General features: G+C 38.3%; 23 protein-coding genes and 1 other annotated feature. Of the genes, 12 read left to right on the top strand and 11 right to left on the bottom strand.

Annotated elements, in window-relative coordinates:
* Positions 1-96: 96 nt before the first annotated feature.
* From IC621_RS24435 to IC621_RS24445, 3 genes are all read right to left on the bottom strand, one after another.
* Entirely contained in the window at positions 97-1,533 is a 1,437-nt protein-coding gene (locus IC621_RS24435) for an MDR family MFS transporter (protein ID WP_191162406.1), read from the bottom strand.
* Between the two features lie 409 nt (positions 1,534-1,942).
* Positions 1,943-3,145 carry a serine hydrolase domain-containing protein gene (locus IC621_RS24440; protein ID WP_224752794.1) on the bottom strand — a complete coding sequence of 401 codons (1,203 nt, stop codon included), beginning with the start codon at positions 3,143-3,145 and terminating at the stop codon, positions 1,943-1,945.
* Entirely contained in the window at positions 3,142-3,312 is a 171-nt protein-coding gene (locus IC621_RS24445; RefSeq protein WP_191162408.1) for a hypothetical protein, read from the bottom strand. The genes IC621_RS24440 and IC621_RS24445 overlap by 4 nt, the downstream gene beginning before the upstream one ends.
* 523 nt (positions 3,313-3,835) lie before the next feature.
* Between IC621_RS24445 and IC621_RS24450 the strand changes: the two genes are divergently transcribed.
* The 6 genes from IC621_RS24450 (at position 3,836) to rbsK (ending at position 9,442) form a co-directional block, all read left to right on the top strand.
* The gene (locus tag IC621_RS24450) at positions 3,836-4,843 is read left to right on the top strand and encodes a LacI family DNA-binding transcriptional regulator (protein ID WP_191162409.1); all 1,008 of its coding nucleotides are present in this window, start codon (positions 3,836-3,838) and stop codon (positions 4,841-4,843) included.
* Positions 4,844-4,950: 107 nt separating this feature from the next.
* The gene (locus IC621_RS24455) at positions 4,951-5,424 is read left to right on the top strand and encodes an RpiB/LacA/LacB family sugar-phosphate isomerase (protein WP_191162410.1); all 474 of its coding nucleotides are present in this window, start codon (positions 4,951-4,953) and stop codon (positions 5,422-5,424) included.
* Between the two features lie 24 nt (positions 5,425-5,448).
* On the top strand, positions 5,449-6,483 hold the full coding sequence (locus tag IC621_RS24460; RefSeq protein ID WP_191162412.1) for a TRAP transporter substrate-binding protein: 1,035 nt from the start codon (positions 5,449-5,451) through the stop codon (positions 6,481-6,483).
* 33 nt (positions 6,484-6,516) lie between these two features.
* A complete protein-coding gene (locus IC621_RS24465; RefSeq protein ID WP_191162413.1) occupies positions 6,517-7,023 on the top strand; it encodes a TRAP transporter small permease in 507 nt (168 codons plus the stop codon).
* Between the two features lie 2 nt (positions 7,024-7,025).
* A complete protein-coding gene (locus tag IC621_RS24470; RefSeq protein ID WP_191162415.1) occupies positions 7,026-8,300 on the top strand; it encodes a TRAP transporter large permease in 1,275 nt (424 codons plus the stop codon).
* Positions 8,301-8,524: 224 nt separating this feature from the next.
* Positions 8,525-9,442, top strand: a complete 918-nt coding sequence (gene rbsK, locus IC621_RS24475) for a ribokinase (protein ID WP_191162416.1) — start codon at positions 8,525-8,527, stop codon at positions 9,440-9,442.
* Between the two features lie 56 nt (positions 9,443-9,498).
* Here rbsK and tatA read toward each other — a convergent pair whose 3' ends face one another.
* The 6 genes from tatA to IC621_RS24505 all read right to left on the bottom strand — a co-directional run bounded on the left by tatA (position 9,499) and on the right by IC621_RS24505 (position 15,462).
* Complete coding sequence (gene tatA, locus IC621_RS24480; RefSeq protein WP_191162418.1) at positions 9,499-9,720, bottom strand: twin-arginine translocase TatA/TatE family subunit; 222 nt, start codon at positions 9,718-9,720, stop codon at positions 9,499-9,501.
* A 36-nt stretch (positions 9,721-9,756) separates the two neighbouring features.
* Positions 9,757-11,511, bottom strand: a complete 1,755-nt coding sequence (locus IC621_RS24485; RefSeq protein ID WP_191162446.1) for an alkaline phosphatase D family protein — start codon at positions 11,509-11,511, stop codon at positions 9,757-9,759.
* A 676-nt stretch (positions 11,512-12,187) separates the two neighbouring features.
* Positions 12,188-12,661 carry a GNAT family N-acetyltransferase gene (locus IC621_RS24490; protein WP_224752795.1) on the bottom strand — a complete coding sequence of 158 codons (474 nt, stop codon included), beginning with the start codon at positions 12,659-12,661 and terminating at the stop codon, positions 12,188-12,190.
* Positions 12,662-12,907: 246 nt separating this feature from the next.
* Positions 12,908-13,414, bottom strand: a complete 507-nt coding sequence (locus tag IC621_RS24495; protein ID WP_191162420.1) for a GNAT family N-acetyltransferase — start codon at positions 13,412-13,414, stop codon at positions 12,908-12,910.
* A 349-nt stretch (positions 13,415-13,763) separates the two neighbouring features.
* The gene (locus IC621_RS24500) at positions 13,764-14,267 is read right to left on the bottom strand and encodes a hypothetical protein (RefSeq protein ID WP_191162422.1); all 504 of its coding nucleotides are present in this window, start codon (positions 14,265-14,267) and stop codon (positions 13,764-13,766) included.
* Positions 14,268-14,775: 508 nt separating this feature from the next.
* Positions 14,776-15,462: a hypothetical protein gene (locus IC621_RS24505; protein ID WP_191162424.1), complete on the bottom strand. Its 687-nt coding sequence runs from the start codon at positions 15,460-15,462 to the stop codon at positions 14,776-14,778.
* 162 nt (positions 15,463-15,624) lie between these two features.
* On the opposite strand from IC621_RS24505, the gene IC621_RS24510 reads away from it, so the two are divergent.
* From IC621_RS24510 to tatC, 4 genes are all read left to right on the top strand, one after another.
* Positions 15,625-16,377, top strand: a complete 753-nt coding sequence (locus IC621_RS24510; RefSeq protein ID WP_191162426.1) for a gluconate 2-dehydrogenase subunit 3 family protein — start codon at positions 15,625-15,627, stop codon at positions 16,375-16,377.
* Positions 16,378-16,445: 68 nt separating this feature from the next.
* Positions 16,446-18,161 carry a GMC family oxidoreductase gene (locus tag IC621_RS24515; protein WP_191162428.1) on the top strand — a complete coding sequence of 572 codons (1,716 nt, stop codon included), beginning with the start codon at positions 16,446-16,448 and terminating at the stop codon, positions 18,159-18,161.
* A 178-nt stretch (positions 18,162-18,339) separates the two neighbouring features.
* On the top strand, positions 18,340-18,543 hold the full coding sequence (locus tag IC621_RS24520; protein WP_191162430.1) for a twin-arginine translocase TatA/TatE family subunit: 204 nt from the start codon (positions 18,340-18,342) through the stop codon (positions 18,541-18,543).
* Between the two features lie 125 nt (positions 18,544-18,668).
* Positions 18,669-19,391 carry a twin-arginine translocase subunit TatC gene (tatC, locus tag IC621_RS24525; protein ID WP_191162432.1) on the top strand — a complete coding sequence of 241 codons (723 nt, stop codon included), beginning with the start codon at positions 18,669-18,671 and terminating at the stop codon, positions 19,389-19,391.
* Positions 19,392-19,777: 386 nt separating this feature from the next.
* Here tatC and IC621_RS24530 read toward each other — a convergent pair whose 3' ends face one another.
* A complete protein-coding gene (locus IC621_RS24530) occupies positions 19,778-19,942 on the bottom strand; it encodes a tryptophan RNA-binding attenuation protein (RefSeq protein WP_191162434.1) in 165 nt (54 codons plus the stop codon).
* Between the two features lie 131 nt (positions 19,943-20,073).
* Positions 20,074-20,330, bottom strand: a binding site (T-box leader).
* 320 nt (positions 20,331-20,650) lie between these two features.
* On the opposite strand from IC621_RS24530, the gene IC621_RS24535 reads away from it, so the two are divergent.
* Complete coding sequence (locus IC621_RS24535; RefSeq protein WP_191162436.1) at positions 20,651-20,965, top strand: hypothetical protein; 315 nt, start codon at positions 20,651-20,653, stop codon at positions 20,963-20,965.
* A 194-nt stretch (positions 20,966-21,159) separates the two neighbouring features.
* On the opposite strand, the gene IC621_RS27105 is transcribed toward IC621_RS24535, so the two are convergent.
* Positions 21,160-23,025, bottom strand: a complete 1,866-nt coding sequence (locus IC621_RS27105) for a family 43 glycosylhydrolase (RefSeq protein ID WP_191162438.1) — start codon at positions 23,023-23,025, stop codon at positions 21,160-21,162.
* Between the two features lie 253 nt (positions 23,026-23,278).
* Between IC621_RS27105 and IC621_RS24545 the strand changes: the two genes are divergently transcribed.
* Positions 23,279-23,662 carry an AraC family ligand binding domain-containing protein gene (locus IC621_RS24545; RefSeq protein ID WP_191162440.1) on the top strand — a complete coding sequence of 128 codons (384 nt, stop codon included), beginning with the start codon at positions 23,279-23,281 and terminating at the stop codon, positions 23,660-23,662.
* The last annotated feature ends 37 nt before the right edge of the window (positions 23,663-23,699 follow it).

Consider the following 23,699-nt stretch of genomic DNA (forward strand, 5'->3'; position numbering starts at 1 on the left):
CTGTTTCAGGAATATCTGATAATGTGTACTCATTTCCGTGGATTTCTTATCATTCATTTCTCCTCTGCATTTTCATAGATATGGTAAATGCCTTAGCTACTCATTTACACATACTTTCCCGTCACGTTTCTCCACAACTTCTTCTTCCGGTAACTTGTTGTTCTTTATGAAAAAAGAAATAATTAAACCTGCTAACGAGAGAATCGAGACAACGATAAAGGCAACATTGGCTCCATGGATATCTGGATAGGAGATTTCAGGGCGCTGCTGAGCAGTCTCAGCTGTCGTCGTCATGACTGTGACCAGAATAGCCGTACCTACAGACGCCGCAATCATTCTCATCGTATTATCCATGGCGGCTCCGTGCGGAATTAATCGTTTCGGCAGCTGATTTAATCCTGCAGTTGCGATCGGCATCATGACCATTGAAAGACCAAACATCCGTACCCCGTACATTATTGTGATGAAGGTAAAGGATGTGGAGGGACCTAAATTCGTAAAGGCAAACGAAGACGCTGTAATAAAGAGTAAGCCGGTAATCGCCAGCCACTTTACACCGACCTTATCAAAAATCCGGCCCGTAACAGGTGACATAAAACCAGTAATCAGTGCTCCTGGTAAAAGGGCAAGACCAGCTTCAAACGCTGTAAAGTCCCGCATATTTTGCATAAATAGCGGAATAAGCGTCTCTACCCCGATCAATCCCATAAAGACAATCATTCCAACGAGCACTGTCAGTGGAAAGATCGAATACTGAAAGACCCGGAACTCAAGCATCGGATGTTTCAATCTCAATTGTCTTGTGATAAACAACACAAGTGCAAGCATTCCAATCCCGAGAGATAAAAGCGTAACCGTGTCTAACCAGCCATAATTGCCGGCCGATGTAAACCCATAGAGCAACCCTCCAAACCCAAATGAAGATAAAATAATCGAAAAGACATCGACTTTCGGTTTGGTTACATCTGTCACATTTTTTAAAGCAAAAACAGCAATCAGGATATCGATTAAAGCAATTGGCAGGATAATGAAAAACAAAAGCCTCCAGGAGTAATTCGCTGTTATCCACCCAGATAAAGCAGGACCAATCGCAGGTGCAAAGGAAATGACCAGCCCGATCAACCCCATCGCTGCTCCACGCTTATTAACTGGAAAAATCATTAAAAATACTGTTTGCATCAGCGGGAGCATCACACCTGCTCCACTTGACTGTATTACCCTTCCGAGTAATAGCATTCCAAAATTAGGAGCGAGTCCGGCAACTAAAGTTCCAAAGGCAAAAATACTCATGGCTGTTATAAAAAGCTGTCTTGTTGTAAAACGCTCCAATAAAAAAGCACTCACTGGAATCATAATCCCATTCACAAGCATAAAGACGGTTGTAAGCCATTGTGCGCTGTTCGCCGTAATCTTCATCTCTTCCATAATAGGAGGAATGGCTGTAATCATAAGCGTTTGGTTCAGTATGGAGATAAAAGCTCCTGCAAGCAGAAGCGTTACGATCGTAGACTTCTTATAGCCTGGTGTTTCCATTATACTTTTCCCTCATTCCTTTCCCTTTTTCTATCTCGAAATATGATAGCCTGCTAAGCAATCCTACACCATCAGGGAACCTTATAATTTCATAATTAGGTATATACAATAATTGGCGGCAACGCCTACCCTTATAAAGTACACGAAATTGAAGGAATAATCTAATGACTCGACTTATAATTTTCACGTTTTTTTCGAGTTATTGAAATGGTGGGTTTTGATTGGGGCAGAAAAAATGCAGGCAGTCTAAAACCTAATCATTTAAGCTTTAGACTGCTGAAAAGTGGAAACATTTTATTCAGTCTCCTTCAGGAGTAAGACGGCCTCACGAAAAGAAAGCCCCCCCTTTTTGGTTGAGCTTGCTCATGCCCTTTAAGAGAAGGTTTTTAGCATGGTGAATCGAAGTTTGTTAATCTTCGATCGCCTGGTAGACCGAAGTCCAGAAATCGAGAAAGACACGGGGAGGATTGGGAGAATCCATCATTCGCTGGGTCATGAGGATCCCTACCATTTCTTCCTTCGGATCCGTATAACCAGACGTACCTATCCCGCCATCCCAGCCAAATCGTCCAGGAACCCCCGCTAGATCATCGCGCCTGGTAGCAACGCTAACACCGAACCCCCATCCCCTGTTACCACCGAAGAAGATGTGTGCGTCAGCCTTCTGTTCTGGTGTCAAATGATCGGTGGTCATAAGCTCAATTGATGGCCGTGATAGGATACGATCATTCCCGTAACGGCCCTTGTTCAACATCATTTGACAGAAGGCTAGATAGTCGTCGGCAGTCGAGACGAGCCCTCCCCCACCAGATGGAAATACAGGCGGGCGACCCCATTTGCTGTCGCCAGGTTCATCATGGACCGTGAGCTCCCCAGTTTCGGGGTTGATTATATAGCTGTTCGGCAGCCTGCCAAGCTTTTCGCTCGGTACGTGAAACCCGGTATCCTTCATCCTAAGCGGCTCAAAAATGCGTTCACGGAAGAAATTCTCCAGCGGCTGACCTGCGGCACGCGCGATCAGCACTCCCAAAATGTCAGAGCCGGTATGATACATCCACTTCTCGCCTGGCTGATGGATCAATGGCAGACTGTCGAGGCGCCTCATATACTCATCGGGCGTAATTTGAAGCGAATTCGGCCCAGGTGCGAGACCCGCCTCAGCCATTGCTTTCTGGATCGGATACTTGCCTGGGGGAGCCATCACTGCTCCTATACCGAGCCGAAACGTCAGCAGATCACGTAAGGTAATCGCACGGCTTGCAGGCTCGGTGTCATCAAGCGGACTATCGAGGCGCTTCAAGACCCGTCGGCTTGATAGTTCTGGCAGCAGCCGATCCACAGGCTCATCCAGCCGCAGCTTGCATTCCTCCACTAAAATCATTGCTGCAACAGCAGTGATTGGCTTGGTCATTGACGCAATGCGAAAGATCGTGTCACGGCGCATCGGGTCACTGCCACCGACCTTCTTCATGCCAATCGTCTCCACATGCACCTCGCCCCTCCTGCTGACAAGAGTAACGATACCGGGTACTTCTCCACGCTCGACATAGCCGGACATAACGTCGTGCATACGATCGAGCCGCGATTTCGAAAATCCACCAGCGCTCATCATTTGTTCCCTCCTTCCTGTCTCTTTCTGCGGTAATTGCTGCTTTGCATGCCTAGATGTTTGTCACAAATCCCCCCATTGTTAACCTCAGTTTTGAATCTTGAATTATATTGATGTCCGGGTATAAAACTATCCATTGACAATTTGTTGTCCAATACAGCTTTTCCCATAGGTGTTTCTCCTTTCTCCGACCAAATTGATATTAGTTTTAAAAAGATACCCAAATTCTAGCATATAACTTATGCTGAAATTTCTTATCAATTGCTAAAATGGATAACCGCATCCTTCCTAATTGGTTTAATTGATAATGTTTTTTGCTTTAAGTCTATGAATATACCTTAGTTCGATAGCCATGGATCTATATTTTTTCCTGTAATAAGATTTAAGTTAATCGTTTAAATGTAAGTTCTGATCATTGATCTGATATTTTATTAATAACCTCTTCCATACGAAAAGGTTGTACGAAACTATTGTTATAGTTTGAAGGAAAATAAAATATAAAATAAAACCTGCGAATTTCGTGAAACAGATAGAAAATAATTATAAAAAATCTATTGTTTAATATAGTAAAATACATAAGTTAAACTATCTAAAGATCATACTATTCTAAATTTTTCAAAAACCCACTTGTAATTATAATGAAAGCGTTGTATATTTAGTAAAACGATTAAATGAAGCTGGTGACAAGATGAAATGAACAAAAAAGTAACGATTAAAGAAGTGGCGAAACAAGCGAATGTATCTACTGCAACCGTTTCAAATGTAATAAATAACACAAAATTTGTTAGTGAAGAAGTCCGAACCAGAGTTCTTCATGTCATCGAGGAGTTGAATTTTCATGCGAATACGCTGGCTAAAGGCTTAAGAATACAAGAGTCACGGCTTATTGGAGTGATCGTTTCCGACATTGCCAACCCCTTTTTCTCCAAGGTTGTCAGCGGAATTGAGAAGGGTGCTGCTGAGATGGGTTATAATATTTTACTTTGCAATACAGCATCAAATCTTGATAAAGAGATCGAATTTTTGAATATTCTAAAAGGAAAAAGAGTAGAAGGGTTAATTATTTCCTCATCAGGAACTACAAAAGAGTATTTTGAAAGTCTCGAAAATCTTAATATACCAATCGTTTTTCTAAATCGATCACCAAATACTCCATCTCATAAGGTTGTTATCACAAATAATATCAAAGGTGCAAATAAAGCTACTGAGCATTTAATCCAACATGGATATACCCGAATCGGAATAATTTCTGGGCCAACTTCTCTTAGTACTGGCAAGGATCGCCTGACAGGGTACAAACGTGCGATGGAAGATTATCATTTATCGATTCCTGACTCTTACATACAAGAAGGAGACTTCAGTATTGAGAGTGGGTACCGTGCTATGAAGGATCTTTTAACTCTTAATAAAGATTTGGAAGCATGCTTAATTTCTAATAATTTCATGACACTTGGGGCTCATAAATATATAAAGGAAGCAGGATACTCTATTCCTAATGATATTGCAGTCATTGGGTATGATGATTCAGATTGGGCAGATGTTATGGATCCACCTTTAACAACTGTAAAACAACCGACCTTTGAACAGGGCCAAAAAGCAATAGAAATGTTGTTTTCAACCATACGTAATGAAAACCATCATAAACAGCAAATTATGTACTTGCAGCCAAGTTTAGTCATTAGAAAATCGTGTGGTTGTTAATCTATTTGTATCTTCTAGTTAATCGATTAACCGAATTACCTCCAAACTTTACTTACTGATAGGGTAGTTCGAAGATATCTTCATTATATATAGGGGAGGAAAAAAGAATGAGAATTTCTGTTGGAGGCGATCACGCTGGTTTTCCTTTAAAGGAGAAAGTTGTAAGCGTTATCAAAAAATTAGGGCATGAGGTAGTAGATTATGGGTGTTTTGATCCTAAACCGATTGATTTCCCTGATATTACAAGAACAGTGTGTGAATCCATTTTGGAAGGAAAGGCAGATCGAGCATTATTAGTCTGTGGAACAGGGGTAGGTGCATGTATAGCAGCTAACAAAATCCCTGGAATCCGGGCATCTGTTTGCCATGATATTTACTCTTCTCATCAATGCGTTGAACATGATGATGTCAATGTCATGTGCGTAGGTGCCCAAATCATTGGTCCAGTCCTTGTGGAGGAGCTAATTGAATCATTTTTGAATGCAACTTTCAGCACTGATGAAGAGTTTAGAAGAAGAGTGAAGAAATTGGGAATGATGGAAAAGGAATATTCCAAAAAGTTACTGACAAATCAAAAATAATAAAAATAGAAAGGGAGAAATTACATGAAACTAGTTCATTATTTTGCTTTATTATGTGCTGTTGTATTAGTACTATCTGCCTGTGGGAATGACTCTGCGAAAACAAATGCAAACGCTGCCGGTGAAAATAGAACACTTTCTATTAAACTAGCTCATGTTACAAATGATCAATCTGCTATTCATAAGGGGTCAATAAAATTCAAAGAGCTGGTTGAAAAAGAGTCGAATGGAAAAATGAAAGTGGAGGTTATACCTGGAGGGCAATTAGGTAGTGAAAAGGATTTAGTTGAGAGCACGAAACTAGGAACTGTAGATATTACGATTCCTTCAGCAGCTGTTCTGTCTAATTTTGTTCCAAAGGTTGCCGTTCTAACACTTCCTTATGTCATAAAAGGCTCAAATGAAGCTGAAAAATATGAAAGCTTGAAAAAGCTCTCTGGAAGTGAAGTATTTAAAGAAATTGAAAAAGACACCGATGCTGTGGGATTAAAATTATTTCCGGAAGCTGTTTGGTGGGTAGGAGACAGACATGTTACCACAAAGGATAAACCGATTAAAACACTGGCAGATCTAAAAGGGGTAAAAATACGCACTCCTGATGCTGCTGCCCATACAGAACCGTTTAAAGTGTTAGGTGCAAATGTAACCGCAATGAATATTACTGAAGTGTATTACTCATTAAAAACGGGGGCACTTGAAGCTCAAGAAAATTCAATTAATCAGATTTACACAAATAAATTTCATGAGGTACAGAAATATGTGAACCTGACAGGTCATATGACTCAAAATGAATTACCGGTTCTAAACAAACAGTGGTGGGACGGTTTATCAAAGGATCAGCAATCTATTATTGAAAAAGCAATGTTTGATGCAGGTGTGTATATGTCCGATTTACAATTAAAACAAAATGAAGAGGAATTAAAAATCTTACAAGATAATGGAATGGAAGTTGTTGAAACGAATTTAGAAGAGTTTAAAGAAGTGACGAAGGATTTATATAAAAGCTTTGGAAATGCCATTGATGAAGATTTTTATAATAAAATTGCTGAATCCCAGTGATCTGATTGGTAAGCAGAAAGGGAGGGATGCATCTTGATTACTATTAAAGGTATTATAAAAAATTTGGAAGAGATAGTCGCTTGTGTATTTTTTTCCATCATGTGCAGCGCTGTCATCATAGGTGTTTTAGCAAGGCTATTCAATTTTTCAATTGTTTGGACTGATGAGCTTTCCCGTTATTCATTTATTTGGGTGGTTTTTATAGGATCTGCAGCTGTGTTAAAACGGAAAAAGCACATAACGATTGAATTTTTGTCTGTAGTTGTTCCTAAAAAAACTCTAAAGTACTTAAATACTCTCATAGGAATATGCTTAATCAGTATATTCCTAGTGTTAATCCGATTTGGGATACTTGTTACGGCTGATACATGGAGTGTTCCAACAACTAGTTTAGGGATTCCAACAGGGCTGATTTATGTAGTTGTACCAATATCTGGAGTTCTTATGACGGTTTACACGATCTTAGATCTGATTACTATTTGGAGAAATAAAGACGGTATCGAAGAACCTCATCCAGAAGAAAGGGGCGTGGAGATTTAATTATGATCATATTAATATGCTCCCTGCTCCTTCTCTTACTATTAGGGGTTCCGGTTGGCTTTTCGTTAATCGGCGCTTCGTTGGTTTCATTAATTTTTCAGGGTACCATTCCTTTAGAGGTCTTACCGCAGCGCTTATCACTTGGATTGGATTCTTTCCCTCTGCTGGCCATTCCGTTATTTATTTTTGCTGGTACATTAATGGAAGCAGGCGGAATTACTAAAAGGTTAATTCTCTTTTCCGAAGCCTTAGTTGGTCATATTAGAGGAAGTTTAGCTCATGTAACGGTTGTCTCAAATGTCTTTATGTCCGGCGTTTCTGGATCTGGTGTCGCAGATGCCGCTGCTACTGGAACTGCTTTGATTCCTGCGATGGTGAAGAGAGGCTACGGAAAAGGTTTCGCTTCAGCTATTTTAGCGGCTAGCGCAACAGTCGGACCTATCATTCCACCAAGTATTCCAATGATTATTTTCGGGAGTTTTGCAGGGGTATCAATAGGAAAATTGTTCTTAGGCGGAGTTTTACCAGGATTATTAATGAGCTCATCCCTTATGATCATTGCTTACTTCATAGCTAAAAAAAGAAACTATGAAAAAAGAGAAAAAGCAAGTTTACTTACTGTATTTAAAACGTTTCTAGATGCGTTTTGGGCATTATTGATGCCTGTCATTATCATGGTTGGAATCTTCTCTGGATATTTCACTGCAACTGAATCTGCTGTAATTGCTGTAGTGTATTCAATTGTAATAGGTTTGTTTGTCTATAAGGACTTGAAATTTTCTGACCTTCCAAGGAAAATATTGGACGCTGTTTTAATGACGGCTGGAGTTGGCATCATTATCGCAGCATCTGCACCCTTCGCATGGTTTATGGCCTTTGTACAAGGCCCCCAGAAGCTGCTGGATTTATTTCAAACAATTTCAATGTCACCAACGGTTATTCTTATATTATTAATGGTCATACTCCTGGTATTAGGCTGCTTTCTTGATGGTACAGCTATCATCATCATCACGACACCTGTGGTATTGCCAATCTTAACTCAATTTGGAATAGACCCTTTGCACTATGGAGTAATTCTTGCGATTAATGTCATGATTGGTACAATAACTCCGCCAGTTGGCGTGATTATGTATGTAACTACAGGAATTGCCAAAACAAATATCTTTCATTTTGCCAAAGAAGTCATGCCTTTTTTGATCACGTTAATCCTATTACTGTTTATCTTTATGCTGGTCCCTGGAATCGTAACATTTTTACCAAATTTATTAATTAAATAACCTGTTAACGAAAAGCGCAAGGCGCCCGCCTATCGGCGACAAGCATAAGACGAGCCGGCATGAAGGTTGTTCTTTAACCTTCTTGACGGATTGGCTTATGACCTAAGGGCCGATGGCGCCTGGAGCTAGACAACGACAACACTCTTTAACACATTAATACTTTAATTAAATTAAGCTGATCTTATAAAAAGAGTCCAAATAAACTTAATTGAAAGGATAATCATATGGCTGCAAATATTTTAGTAGTTGGAAGTCTGAATATGGATCTTCTTATTAGGGTAAATGAGCTTCCGAAAAAAGGTGAAACATTATTAGGGGGCCCCATTACAGAGATTCCTGGAGGTAAAGGAGCGAATCAAGCAGTTGCCATTTCTAAAATGAATACTTCTGTAGGCATTCTTGGATCAATCGGGAAGGATTCTTACGGAAATGCTCTACTGAAATCTTTGGAAGACCATAAAGTCGGCACAAGATATATTTCTAGATCTGATAATAAGACTGGGACTGCCATTGTCATAGTTGACGAAAAAGGCAGTAATCAAATTGTTGTTTCACCTGGAGCAAATTTGGACCTGACACCTGAATTGGTTTTTAAAAACAAAAAGGCGATTGAGGAAGCGGATATTGTCGTGATGCAATTAGAAATCCCCTTGGAAACAGTGCATTTTACACTCGAGTTAGCTAAAAAAATGGATAAAATAACGATTCTAAATCCTGCCCCAGCAATTAAGTTAAGTGAAGATATTTTGAAAAATGTTGACATCCTAATACCTAATGAACATGAATTAAAATTACTATCAAACAACTGGATTGAAGGAGCATTTAATGATCCTATTAAAGCATCCTGTGAAGAGCTGCTTGAAAAAAAGGTTAAAACAATTATCGTAACATTAGGAGAAAAGGGATGTTTCCTAATGAACGGCATGGATGAGCAAACTTTCCCTGCTTATAAAGTGGATGCAGTGGATACTACTGGAGCTGGAGAATGCTTTATTGGCGGGTTTACAAGTACGTATTTAAAAACAATGGATTTGCATGATTCGATCCAAAGCGCAATAAAAGCAAGTGCAATATCCGTAACCAGGTCCGGTGCACAAAATGCTATGCCTACCCAAAAGGAAGTTGAAACCTTTTTATGCTGAGAAATGTAGTACAAAAACCCGCTTAAGAAAAATGTCTTAAGCGGGTTTTTGATTCATCAAACTGCTGATTTCTCCTCGCTCTTCTGGGCAGGTTTTAAATCAGGTTTTTTCTCTTCCTCTTTGTCATCATTTGACACTAATCCCTTTGCAGCACTCTTGAATTCAGTTAATGTTCTCCCCATGGCACGGCCGATTTCAGGAAGCTTAGATGGCCCGAAAATAATTAAGGCAAGAACAAGAACTAGGATCAAGCCTGGTATTCCGACATTTGGAATCATACCTCATTCCCTCCTTTACTATCGTAATGAATTCGTTTATTGAGTTACTTTTTCCTGTCTATTTTTTCTTTGTTTCTCATGAGCACGTGCATGGGCGCGGTGACGGTCTTCTTCCACTTCTTTTGAGCGTTTAACACCTTGCGGAACCTCAGTAACAGCTACTTTTCTTATCCCTTGCCCATCTCTTTCATAAACGAGAGAGGCTCTTGTTGAAATAGCTGCCCCCGGTTCTGTTACAAACGGAATAACACGGTAATCAGCCTGCCATTTATCAGGTGTTACTGTACATCTAACATAACCGCGGTAATCGTTAAAGAATTTAATATTAGGGTTAGCCGCTAATATTTGGTCAGTGTCTGCTCTCTCATCCGCTCCGTTTCCGCCTGATGTGATCGAAGTTCCAACAAACTCTGCTCCAATAATCTTCGATTTTGAATCATCAAAGTCGGTCATTATATTTGAAGCCCAGCTTGCATGGACATCACCAGTCAGGACGATAAGATTGTTTAAGTTTTTACTGTGCACATAGTCTGTGATACGGTTGCGTGCTGCAGGATAGCCATCCCAGGAATCCATACTGAATTTTGGTTCCGAGCTTGTACCAACCTTCTTCTGGGAGAAGAAAATTTGCTGAGCGAGCACATTCCATTTAGTTTTGGAAGTACCGAGATTGTGAAACAGCCAATGCTCCTGATCAGTGCCAAGTGTAGTACGATTTGGGTCAAGAGATTCTGGAGTATGAGCTTTTGATCCGTCGTCATTTGCTTGATCATCACGGTATTGACGCGTATCAAGAACAAAGAAATTCGCCAAATCACCATAAGTGAAATCACGATATAATTGCATATCAGCACCGTGCGGTAAAGATGATTTACGAAGCGGCATGTGCTCATAATAAGCTTGATAAGCAGCAGCGCGGCGTTTAACAAATTCCTCAACAGACTGGTCCTTTTCAGGAATAATATTCGCATAGTTGTTTTCTACTTCATGGTCATCCCAAGTTACAACCCATGGAAAAGCAGCATGAGCAGCCTTTAAATTAGCATCTGAACGGTATTGGGCATGACGGTTTCGATAGTCTTCAAGCGTAAAGATTTCAGGACCGCTGTGAGTACGAACATTACCAGATCCAGAAACATATTCATTTGGACCGTATTCATAAATATAATCTCCTAAATGAAAGACGATATCGAGATCCTCTTTAGCCATGTGCTGGTATGCTGTATAGTAGCCGTGCTCATATTGCTGACAAGAAGCGAATGCGAAAGTCAAGCTGGAAACCTTTGAACCAACTTCTGGAAGAGTTTTCGTTTTTCCAACAGGACTTAATTCATTGCCAGCTCTGAAACGGTAATAATACACTTCGTTTGGCTTAAGTCCATCTACTTCAACATGAACCGAATGCGCTAGCTTCGGTGATGCTACTTCAGTCCCGCGCTTTACAATACGGCGAAAATTCTCATCCTTGGCAATTTCCCATTTCACAGGGACCTTTTTATTAGGCATCCCGCCTCCATCAAGCGGTTCAGGTGCCAATCTTGTCCATAAAACAACACTGTCTGAAAGCGGATCTCCCGATGCAACACCTAATGTAAATGGATAGTTACTGAATTTCGGAGCAGCAGAGGTTACCTCCAAACCACCCATTGATTGCGCAATGGTCAATCCAAGTGAAATCCCGGCAATTTTCCCAGCACCTTGCAGGAAACTCTTGCGATCAAACTCCTTCTTTTCAAAGCTATTATCCTTCAATTTCTTCATCCATTCATCCCACTGTCTTTCGTCCACAATGATTTCCCCTTTCTGAAAGAAATTTATTACTATGACTTATATTAAAGAATATTTGTTAATGCACTGTTAAGCCATGTAAAGGAGAACCGGAATATAGAGATTGTATCTAGGCTTAAATTAACAGACCTTTTTGAGGAAGAAACTGAAGATACGAAACAATTTATCTATTATGGTAGGAATATCAGTTTTTGCAAATATTAAAAAATCCTACAACATTCACGGTTCCTCCTTCCTACTTTTTTTTACATTTTCTTTATAGATTTGTAATAGGAGGAAAGTGGTGTGATCACAATAAATTGTAAGATTCAAGGGAAATTAACTAATAGACCTATGAATCGAATTTATTTTCCGCCTGTCACCGGTTTCTGTCCAAACCCTGAAGTTTATTGTCCGAATTCCAAGATTTATTGGCTGGTTCAGCGAATTTTATGCTTACGGCGAATTTACTGACGGTGTTAGAAATCAATTATTTCGATATCGGTGCAATTAATTGGCTTACGGTGCATTGGCTTTTATTAGCCGGTTGAGGGTATTGTCTAAATTATATGGAGATAGAAAAAGCCACCGTTACTGCTTGTGAAGGTGGTTTCAGGTTTTCAGTGTTATTCTTTTAGTTTCTCAATAAAGTAAACCCGCTTTTTTCTGAAAAATCTTCAGTGCAAGCCTGTGAACTTTTTCATGGCTTATCATTTAAGCTTGTTGATTTTTCGTATAACTTTATTGAGCCGCCGCTAGCACCATAGCATTCTGTTAAATGAGTCCATCCGTACTTTTCGTAATAGCCTTCCAAGTCAGAGGTTAGATAAAGCTTTGAAAATCCTTTTCGCGCTGCTTCCTTAAGAGCGTGCTCAAGTAACCTAGATCCCATTTCATTCCCTCTAAACTCAGGATCTACATATAAACAAGCCAACCATGGCCATAGGTCCTGGCGGCTATTAAGGTCATTTCGAATCAACGCATATGTGCCAATGATCGATTTGTTATTCAATGCTACATAAAACCTGGGTATTTCTTCAGATGTGTTACATGAATGAAGGATGGCGTCATTATAAAACTTGTAGTTACCTTCATTTCCCCACTGCCCCCAAAAGACTTGAACAGCTTTATCAAATAATTCTGTCCCCTGCTTTATTTCGGTTATTTTCACCATTTAGTCCCTCCCACTTAGTTATATTCCTTGTATATATTGAAAATCTTTATATTACACGATTCGGATCACTGAAAAGCTTAATTCATCCTTATTCCAACAGCATACAACGGTCCTAAAGCAAAGTTACCGATATATTAGCGCCGTTATGGTAAAAAACCGCATAAATGGAAGGTATCCATGCGGTTTCAATTTTTTCTATAAAAAACAGGAGCAATGTTGACTTTTTTTCTAAAATGAATAGTACCCCTATGCTAAAGCAGAAAATAAAAGGACCTCTTTCCCCCATTTGTTTATCGTCTTTTCAGCTTTCATCCCTATACGTTTAGCCACTTTAATCGAACGCTCATTTTTTACATCCGGTAAGGAAATGAGTTTAGACAGCTGTAATTGTCCAAACCCATATTCCTTACAGGCACCCGCTGCTTCAGTTGCATATCCGTTTCCCCAAGAACGACGAGCAAAAAGATAACCAATTTCCATCTCAGTTTTGCCATCTATTTTTTGAGGTACAATGCCGCATTGTCCTAAAAATGCCCCCGTATCTTTTCTTTCCACTATCCAAAGACCTGCCCCATAATTTTTATAATTGTCTATAGTCCAGGAAATCCAACTTATGGTTTCTTTTTCATTTTTAGTAGAAGGATAGTACTTCATGGCTATCTGATCAGAAAAGATTTCCTGCAGGTTTTCAACATCATCTATTCTCATTTTTCGCAAATTTAATCTCTTAGTACTGATGACTACTCTATTCATTTTTTCATCCTCCCGAATAGATAAGTGGCTTGGTACCAGGTACCGTCAAAGAACTGGAAATAAAAACGCTTGGATAAACGGCTGAAATACCCAAGCGTTTTTAAGCTTCAAGGCTGCTCCCTGCAATACGATTTACTGTGTTTTTACGAAATCGATCATTATATTTTTCTTCTATGAGCCCCTGGATTTGTAAACTTATCTTCGATTTCTTATAGGCTTTTGACTTCGAATTTTTTATTTTATCTTCGATATATCAAATATATCTTTGAATTTTGGGATATATCGATTATTCTACAAGAATCAACAACTTCTTTAAAAAGCTTCATCCTTTTTTCATAATATACCAATTTTATCCTTCTTCACCGGCAAATACCTCATACCGAATCTTTTCGGGGTAATATTCAGTGAATGAAAAACAGAACAGTTTCCGTTTAATTCTGCCTTTGTCACCGATAAACTGGAACCAGCCTTGACCTACATAAAAAGGATTTGAAATGACCTTTTCTAAAATATACGAAATACGATCATTTGCTTCTTGATTTTCAAATTTATTTTTACAGGATAAAGCCAAAACAAAATACGGTTTATCACTTTCAAGTTCTAGGAGTTGAAGATGATAAAGTCCTTTCTGATCACTATTGAATTCTTCTAATACATTTTCAATACTTTTTTCCACTTCAATCTCATATTTAATGGCTTCCCCCCAATTTGATATAAGGGAGTCATATAGTGACAGTGTTAAAATATAATGTGCTTCATAATCTTGGGGATCAAATTCTCTGGATTGATTAGCATTTTGTTCTTCAGGGATCATAATAAACTTTTTGTAGTTATCAAAAAAATCTCCATTCATATTACTTACCTTCTTTCATTAGAATGACATTTTCTAAAATGTATTATTAAAGGATAAGCTTACTTGTTAATTCTCTTTAATAGGGGCTAAATCCTTTATCAGAAGTGAATAGTCTTAACAAATTTGTTTAATAAGCAAGTTACAGTCTTCTATGTATGCTTAATCAATATTTTATGTAGTTTTTATCTTTAGAAAAATAGATCCGTCATAAAAAGAAAACCCATAAGAGCGATCATCTCTCAAGGGTTTTGATAGTTTATATTTTTTATCTCCTCTTAAGTTTAAGTCTGTAGTTTTCATGCTACATTAGAGAGGACTACCTATTTTTCATACATTTCTAACTTGCCTTAATAGCTGCTAATCACTGATACTTCCCCACCTAAGGCAGCAAGCTTTCTTCGACTCGCTCTATAAAATAAGCAACATTAAGAAAAGCGCAAGGCGCTAGTCCTTCGGCGACAAGCATAATAAGAGCCGGCATGAAGGTTGGTCTTTAACCTTCTTTCCATTAGCTTTTTTCCTTTGTCATTTGAACAAGTGTATTTATGTCATTCGTTAATTGGTTGTAGGATGGTGTTTTATTTTTTAAGTTTTCTTTTATTTTATCTATTAAAACAGGGGCTTTTGAATTAGTGACAGTTAGAATTTGGACTTGTCCGCCAAAAGCTTCCTCCATAATTCTTTTTGCGTGATCTAAATTGTCATCAACATTATAATCAATATCTTTTACGCCGTCCTCTTCACCTTTTCCAGACATCCCTTCGGTGCCAGTTAATACTTGATTTTGCATGTCATCATAGTGGGTAGATGTATTTTCGGGTTTGGCTCTTGCTAAGATAATCGTGTCATCAAGCACAAACACCTTTATCCCTGGGATCCCTTCACCAGATAAACGGGATTCTAAATGAGAAGAAATCCCCCCATCATGAATACCCGAGCTTCCTATTAAACTATAGACACTTTTCCCCATCCCGCTCGTAACTTCTCCATCTTCATTAGTCGTCATTTTCTTTGTTCGATCAGCACTTGGTATGACATCTCCACTCCGATCATGATTTGTAGAGACATCCATATGATGTTCTGTGTTGTTTACTCCTTGTTCCCCATTAATAGCACCCTGTTGATTCGTACATGCTGATAAAACAAGAAGTACACCAATAAAAGGAAGCATTAATTTGTTACAGGTTCGTTTCATTGCTTTAAACCTCCTTGCTGGTAAATTATTTCAGAAATTATCGTTCCCAAAATGATTTAATGTATGAATGGTTTTTTTTGGAGACATATTATAAAAAAATCCATGAAGGTATTTGATGTTCTAATCCCCGCTTTATGGTTATGATTTCAGGAGGTGAAAAAGATGGCAGATAACAATAAACATGAGATTCCAGAATCCCTATCCAGACGTAAATTTATTAAAAATACTGGTTTAGCTGTAGGAGGAGTAGCATTAGGCGGTGCATTAGGAAGTTTATTACCCTTTGGAAACAAAACAAAGGAAAATAACAATCAAGCTGCCGAGGTTAAAGCGGAAAACTTTAACCAAGCCCTTATGCACTTCTCTCAAGAACAATTTAATATTGTACAAGCAGCAACAGAAAGAATTTTTCCAGAAACCGATAGCGGTCCAGGTGCAAAAGCTTTAGGCGTTGCCTTTTTTATTGATCACCAGCTTGCCGGTAACTGGGGGTTTAATTCTAGGGAATATATGCACGCCCCATTTTATAAAGGAGAAACAGTCCAAGGCTATCAAGGTCGTTTGAAGCGCCGTGAGATATTCGATATTGGCTTACAAGAAATGCAAAATTACAGCATAAATAAATTTAAGAAAAAGTTTACTGAGCTTTCTGGAGAAGAACAGGATGCCATTCTTAAAGATTTCGAGGAAGATAATGTTCAAATAACAGCTATTTTACCTAGCGGGTTCTTTAAAATGTTGAGAAGCAGTACTTTAGAAGGAATATACAGCGATCCATTATACGGAGGAAATATGAATATGGATGGTTGGAGAATGAAAAATTATCCAGGTAATCAAATGGCTTACACTAATATTATTGAAGGTGATTTTAAAGAAATGAAACCGAAAAGTCTTCGGGATCATCTTGGACAATAGTGTGGATACGATGAGAGCCAAGGAGAACAGGTTAACATTTTCTATCTTTAAGAACTGAGGTGATTCAAATGGCGAGAAAATTACCAAAAGTAGATGTTGTTTTAATAGGAGTGGGTTGGGCTGGCAGTATTATCGCCTCCGAGCTAACGAAAAAAGGCCTGAAAGTAGTTGGACTAGAAAGAGGGAAAGAAAGAAAAACAGAAGATTACTTTATGGTTCATGATGAACTCCGATATGCGCTCCGTTATGATCTGATGCAGGATCTTTCCAAAGAAACAATCACCTTCAGGGGTAATGAAAAAATACGCGCACTCCCCATGAGACAGTATGGTTCCTTTTTGTTAGGTGAAGGCTTAGGTGGTGCAGGTGTACATTGGAACGGACAAACCTATCGATTCATGCCATACGATTTTGAAATTCAGAGCAAAACGGTTGAGCGATATGGGAAAAATAAAATTCCAAAGGGAATGACTATTCAAGATTGGGGAATTACATATGACGAATTAGAACCATACTTTGATAAATTTGAAAAAACAGCTGGAATTTCTGGTGAAGAAAATCCCATCGGCCCCAAGCGTTCGGACAAATATCCAACACCGCCTATGAAAAAGACACCGCCTATGGAAATGTTTGAAGAGGCAGCAAAAAAATTGAAGCTAAACCCTTATGTCTTGCCGTCAGCAAACCTTTCTGAAAACTATAAGAATCCCGACGGTATTTCCAGATCTGCTTGCCAATATTGTGGATTTTGTGAACGGTTTGGGTGTGAATACGGGGCAAAAGCGGATCCAGTTGTTACCGTTATTCCCGTTGCCGAGAAGACTGGAAATTTTGAAATAAGAACTCACTCAAATGTGAGAAGAATTCTTCATAAGGGGAATAAAGCAACAGGTGTCATGTATACAGATACAACAACAGGCGACGAAATTGAACAGCCTGCAGATATTGTCGTTTTAACTGGTTATGTATTCAATAATATTCGTTTATTATTATTGTCAAATATCGGAAGACCGTATGATTCAAAAACAGGTACAGGGGTTATCGGAAAGAACTATGCTTACCAAGTGGCTAAGGGAAATGCAATAGGTTTTTATGAAAAGAAAAAGTTTAATACGTTTGCAGGTGCAGGCTCATTAGGAATAAATTTAGATGATTATAATGGCGATAATTTTGACCATGCCGATCTAGATTTTATCCACGGTGGAAGCATCTCGTTTACGCAAACTGGCATGCGCCCCATTCAAAGTAATGGAGTTCCGAGCGGGACTAAGCTGTGGGGGGCAGAATTCAAAGAAGCCTCATTAAAATACGCAAACGGTTATTTAAGTGTAGGTTCGCAGGGGGCATCGATGCCATTTCAACATCATTATGTCGATCTTGATCCAACCTATAAAGATGCCTTTGGTGATCCGCTCCCCCGAATTACATTTGATTTTGAGGACCAAGATCGAAATATGGCGATTTTTCTCGCTAATAAATGTGCAGATTTATTAAAAAATATGGGTGCCGATCATATTGATAAATTGGAAGAGCTGGGACCTTACGAAATTACTACTTATCAATCGACCCATAATACTGGCGGGGTTATCATGGGCGCTGATCCTAAAACGTCAGCAGTAAATAATTATTTGCAAATGTGGGACATGGACAATCTATTTGTTGTGGGTGCATCCGCTTTTGCCCATAACTCCGGTTATAACCCAACAGGTACCGTTGGAGCCTTATCCTATAGAGCGGCAGATGGAATATTAAAATACCATGAAAAAGGAGGGGCATTGGCATAAAGAACAATCAAAGAATAATACAGGATAATTTAAGAATACTAAAACATAAACAGTGATGCTATGTTGGCAGATATTTACTTGTAATCGAAGCACTATCTGTAGTAGCAGTGAGCAGGTAGTTTTGATTAAAAAGGAAGCCATGCTTAGCTAAATTAAAGCAGAAAGGAAGATTCAAGTAATGTTTCAAAATATCGGTGTTCCAGGCTTGATTCTAATTCTTATCATTGCACTTGTGATTTTTGGGCCTTCTAAATTACCTGAAATCGGGCGTGCCTTTGGCCGCACATTGTCTGAATTCAAAAATGCGACCAAGGGATTAGTATATGAGGAAGATAAAGAGGAAGGAAAAAAACCTCAATTAACGGCTGTTGAAAAGAAGTAAGATGGATCTGTTGTTAAATAATTTAATCGCTCTTCTCAAATAGATAGATTATGGACAGTTGAAAAACGGCACCAGGTACCTTTGGTACCTGGTACCGCTGACAATCAAAACTGGAGGCAACCAAGATGGAATCCACAGATGTGCAAAATTTTGAGCATTTGGAAGAACTACGTCGAAGAATTATTAAAATCTCATTTATGTTTATACTATCCTTCGTTGCTGCACTTATTTTTGTACAGGATATCTATCATTGGTTAGTTAGAGATCTTGATGGAAAATTGGCTATCCTTGGCCCAAGTGATATTTTATGGGTATATATGATCATCTCAAGTGTGTTTGCCATAGCGGTTACGATTCCTGTAGCCGCCTATCAAACTTGGCTGTTTGTAAAGCCGGCGCTGACAAAGGAAGAGAGCAGGATAACTTTAAGCTTTATTCCCGGGTTATTTATTTTGTTTATTGCAGGCATATCTTTTGGATATTTTGTGTTATTTCCAACTGTGTTAGGATTTTTAACAAACCTCTCCGCTGGGCAGTTTGAATTAATGTTTACAGCAGACAAATACTTTCGTTTCATGCTTCATTTAAGTTTACCATTTGGTTTTTTATTCGAGATGCCTTTGGTAGTCATGTTTTTAACAAGACTTGGAATTCTTAATCCAATGAAACTGGCAAAAGCAAGGAAAATCTCCTATTTCGTGCTTATTATCATATCCATTCTAATCACTCCGCCTGATTTCATTTCGGATATACTAGTGATTGTTCCCCTCCTGCTACTGTATGAATTAAGTGTCACCATTTCCAGGTTTGTTTATAAGAAGAAGATTGCGAGTGATGCTTCGATGTGATGAAAAAACACAAAAGTATCAACCCTAAATCCCTAACGAAACTACTCCAAACGTAACCAAAATAGATGCAACAATTCGTCTCATATTTGGTGGTTCTTTTCATATAAAGATACCTAGAAGTGTACCAAAACTATTCCAATTTCTCTAATTGGTGATAAGAGCGAAACGGGAGCAGAACAATGATTGCTACCCATTGACAAAGCCAAAGAAAAACATTCGGGTTTATCACTTTTCTTGGCATAAACGTTCCATAAAGCGTGAAAAAACCCTGAACCAAGAACAACCAGAATTGCAACAGTAAACAAAATATACTCCTCTTTATTACAGGCCATTTATGAGATTCTTATAAACTATACATTTAAATCTTTTAATTTAGCTGACCTCCATCATTCCTTATCAATATGCTTCTTAATAAAGTGAAGCAAAGTTTGTCCTTGAGAAGTGAGAATAACTCCTTTACCAGAACAGCTATGACATGTATCAGCTTTTATGACTCCTTCCCCTTTGCAAGCAGGACAGTTAACTTCTAAATCATCAGTGGCTATAATCATCCTTCGTTCCTCCTTATCTGTTTTCCTATCTTCTTAATACAATGAATATATTGACTGCTTCTCTAGCCCTTTTTCATATAAAAATCCTCCAAACCCTATTAATTTTAAACACAAAAAGGGTTCCTCATCCAAAAAAGGACGAGAAACCCGTGGTGCCACCTTCATTCGTTTACATACAAATAGTAAACGCACTTTATCCGTACAGAAACTAGTTTTGATCGTTTCGATACTTTGTCTCTTTTATCGGTGAGACGCTCCGCCAGACCTACTAAAAATTTCAGTTTGGTTGCTCAGAAGCCCATTCAATATTAGGTTCACACTGATTCCCACCAACCATCAGCTCTCTGGAGCGTTCCTAACATTTACTCTTCTTCATCAATGCATCCGATTATTAGTTTTTATCATTCTAAAATATCGATAAGAAAAGGGCAACATCTTTTTCAGATCGTTCATAGAAGTCTATATAATTTTCCATATAAAAATTCTATTTTATTCATGAAAAAATACGATCGATTTGAAATACAAAAATTAACTAATATGTAAAATGAGAAGCTTTTACACATCCACTACTTTCTATTACTTATGGTCTAAACCGTACAATCCGATACAAATTTTATGACAAAAGAATTGTTTAAAAATTGCGTGCCCTGAAGTATACTGGAAATAAATTCTGACACGTCTTTATGTGTCATTTTTCGGAGGTGTGAAATGACCAAGCATAAAAACTCATTGACAAAGGATAGAAGGGCGAGTGGGATTGTTGTAGCTGTTGGTTTTGTCCTTGTTTTACTGCTTTCGGTAGGAGTATCACCTAACAAGGCTTCTGCCGCTTGTATTGGAAGTGGTTTTGTTAATCCGGGAACAGTCGTTTATTCAGAACCAAGTACAGGCAGCACTTCGATTTGGACGTATTCCGGAAATGAGTACGTACGTGGATTAATAGATGACCACGGATGGGTTCAAAGGGATACTGGTGGATGGATTCAAAGTCACGATTTCTGGACTTTTGAGTGCGAATATTAACCTTCGCCCCCTATGAAGCCAACTTATAATCTGATGGATGATGCAGCGCCGAATCCTTTTTCGGTTAGCTAAAAAGCTTATTCATTAAATATATAAAAAGGAAATTAAACATTAAATTTAAAAGCCTGTATCATAAAATGATGCAAACAATCCCCACTTCTTAACAAAGTGGGGATTGTTTGAGTAGAACTTGATCAGTCTAATTTATATAGTAACCACATTTGTGCAGGTCCACTAGGGATATCTTCCCAAGTACCAACATTAGCCCCGCTATCAATGCTAGCTCCACCTACATCTAATGCTTTATTAGTTTCCATATTGATCAATTTATAATAACCAGCGCCATTATCTACTATTTCCCATTTTTGAGAATCCAAATTGCTCCAATCCTGTATGTTCACATTGGTCCCAGGCATGGTTGGATCACTATCTAAAGATAATGCTTTGCCATTACTAGGATTGATTAACTTATAGTACCCTTGTCCTAAGTCGACAATTTTCCAACTTTGCAAAAGATTATCGTTCGTTTTATCCCTTGTTAAGACATTCGCATCATTTGTGCTGTGGTTTTCAACAGAAAGGGCTTTACCGCCATTAGGATTGATCAATTTATACTCAGAACCTGATTTGATTGAGAACGTGACATCACCAGATATACTGATATAGTCTATTTCAATAGCATGTTTTCCTTTTCGGAACTCGATTTTGTTATTATATCCTTTTTTGAGATCTACTTTCACTGTAACCGTATCAAATTTCTCCCTTTTTGTACTAGGGAATTTGACCTTTGATGGAGATTTCCCGTTAACAGATACATAACCTATCGCATTTTGCTTTGAAGAATTGGAATACTTAACTATCATGATATAAGTCCCAGCCTCTGGAACATTAATATCTTCCATTAGTAAGTTGCTATTACGATTATTAAGTGTTACGGTTTTCTTGTTTGAAGCTTTTTTATTCCCCTTTAATTTTGCTTTATACACTTTACCGTGCTCTGCTTCAAATTGATATTCACCAGATGGAACTTTTGATTGATCAGAAATCGGAACACCGAAATTTGGAGAATCATCATTATTCCAAGAGAAATTTTGTACTCTTGTTGGTCGAGGGCCACAGCCTTGTCCAGGAGCGCTATTGCCATGGTACACGATCCAATCCTCTTTTCCATCTTTCGATTTAACAAATGAATTGTGTCCCGGACCATATACACTGTTTTCTTCTGATTTGCTAAATAACGGTTCCTTTGACTTCGACCAAGATTTAGGGTCTAATAGATTACTTTTATCTGAAGCTGTTAACTTACTAATTGCATAATCATCTTCCCAGCATGCACTTGCGGAATAGACAAGGTGGATTTTGTCACCTCGCTTGAGGATGACAGCTCCTTCATTAACATGCATTCCTTTCTTTTCCCACTCATATTCTGGATAGGTCAAGATGACGTTTTTTCCATTTAATGTCCAAGGATTTGACATTGGTGCAATCGCAATAGCACTGCCATGTTCTCCAGACCAATCTCCATATGCAGCATACATAAAATATAACTTGCCTTTATGATTGAAAACAGATCCATCAAGTCCAGCATATTCTGTGTTTACCTTTCCTTTTTCTACCCATTCGCCACTTAAAGGATCGGCTGAAGCGTTCTCAAGAACGTAAACTCCACGGCAATCGTCACCACATCCTGTATTTGCAGTATAGTAAATATACCATTTTCCATTAATATGATGAATTTCCGGAGCCCAAATATCCTTTACATTTGATGGTTTGGTCCACACTGTTTTCCGTTCCCCTAGATCAATTCCGGTTAGTGTTCTTGACTTCCAAATATCAATGCGATGACCTAATGTACGAGTAAAGTAATAATAACCATCGGAATGGTACATGACGTATGGGTCTGCCCCAGCTGTATTAATTGGATTTTTAAATGTTGAAGTAGATGCAGTTCTATCACTTTTTCCATTTAAATTCTCAGCGTTTAATGTAGAGGAGAAAAAGAGTAATAAAATCGGAATGAAAAATAAACCCCTAAAAGTATTACCTGTTTTCTGAGACATTTTCTTACCAACCCTTCCATAAAAATTTATTCGTTTAACATGCCAAACCGATTGAAAGATTAAGAAACTCTTTTTTCTTCACCTCCCCGTTTAAAGTTCAAATTAGAAAAAATAACTACTGTACCACAATGCTAATTATAGATTGCCTACCATTTTGTTTGTACATGAAACCGCTTTAATTTATAATGGAAACAACTCTATTTTCTGAAGATTTCGACGGTCGTTTTTGGTTAAATGCCAAGGGGGATGTTTGATGAAAGATTGCTTTGTTAAAGATATTTCTCACTTTGACCCACATGATTTCTCTACAAATGATGGTGAGGGTTTATATAGATCTCATTCCCACAAATATGCAGAAATTGTGGTAATTACAGATGGTGAAGGGTACTATACTAGCGAAAAAAACCAAAATATTCATGTGTCCTCAGGTTCTATTCTCATCGTCCCACCACATTTATATCATGGATTTGTATGTGTTAAAGCTTGGAAAGGTATGTCGATCCATTTACTATCGCAAAATATTCCACATTACTGTAACTATCAAATCAATCAATTGTATAAACATGACGCTAATAAGAGTATGAGTAAAATGTTTGTGGGAGGAAACGTACCTCTTCAGGATGACATGGATCGGTAGAGCCATGTCATCCTGAAGAGGCAAACAAGCGGAAGCG

The organism is Metabacillus arenae, assembly GCF_014773385.1.
Lineage (GTDB): Bacteria > Bacillota > Bacilli > Bacillales > Bacillaceae > Metabacillus_D > Metabacillus_D arenae.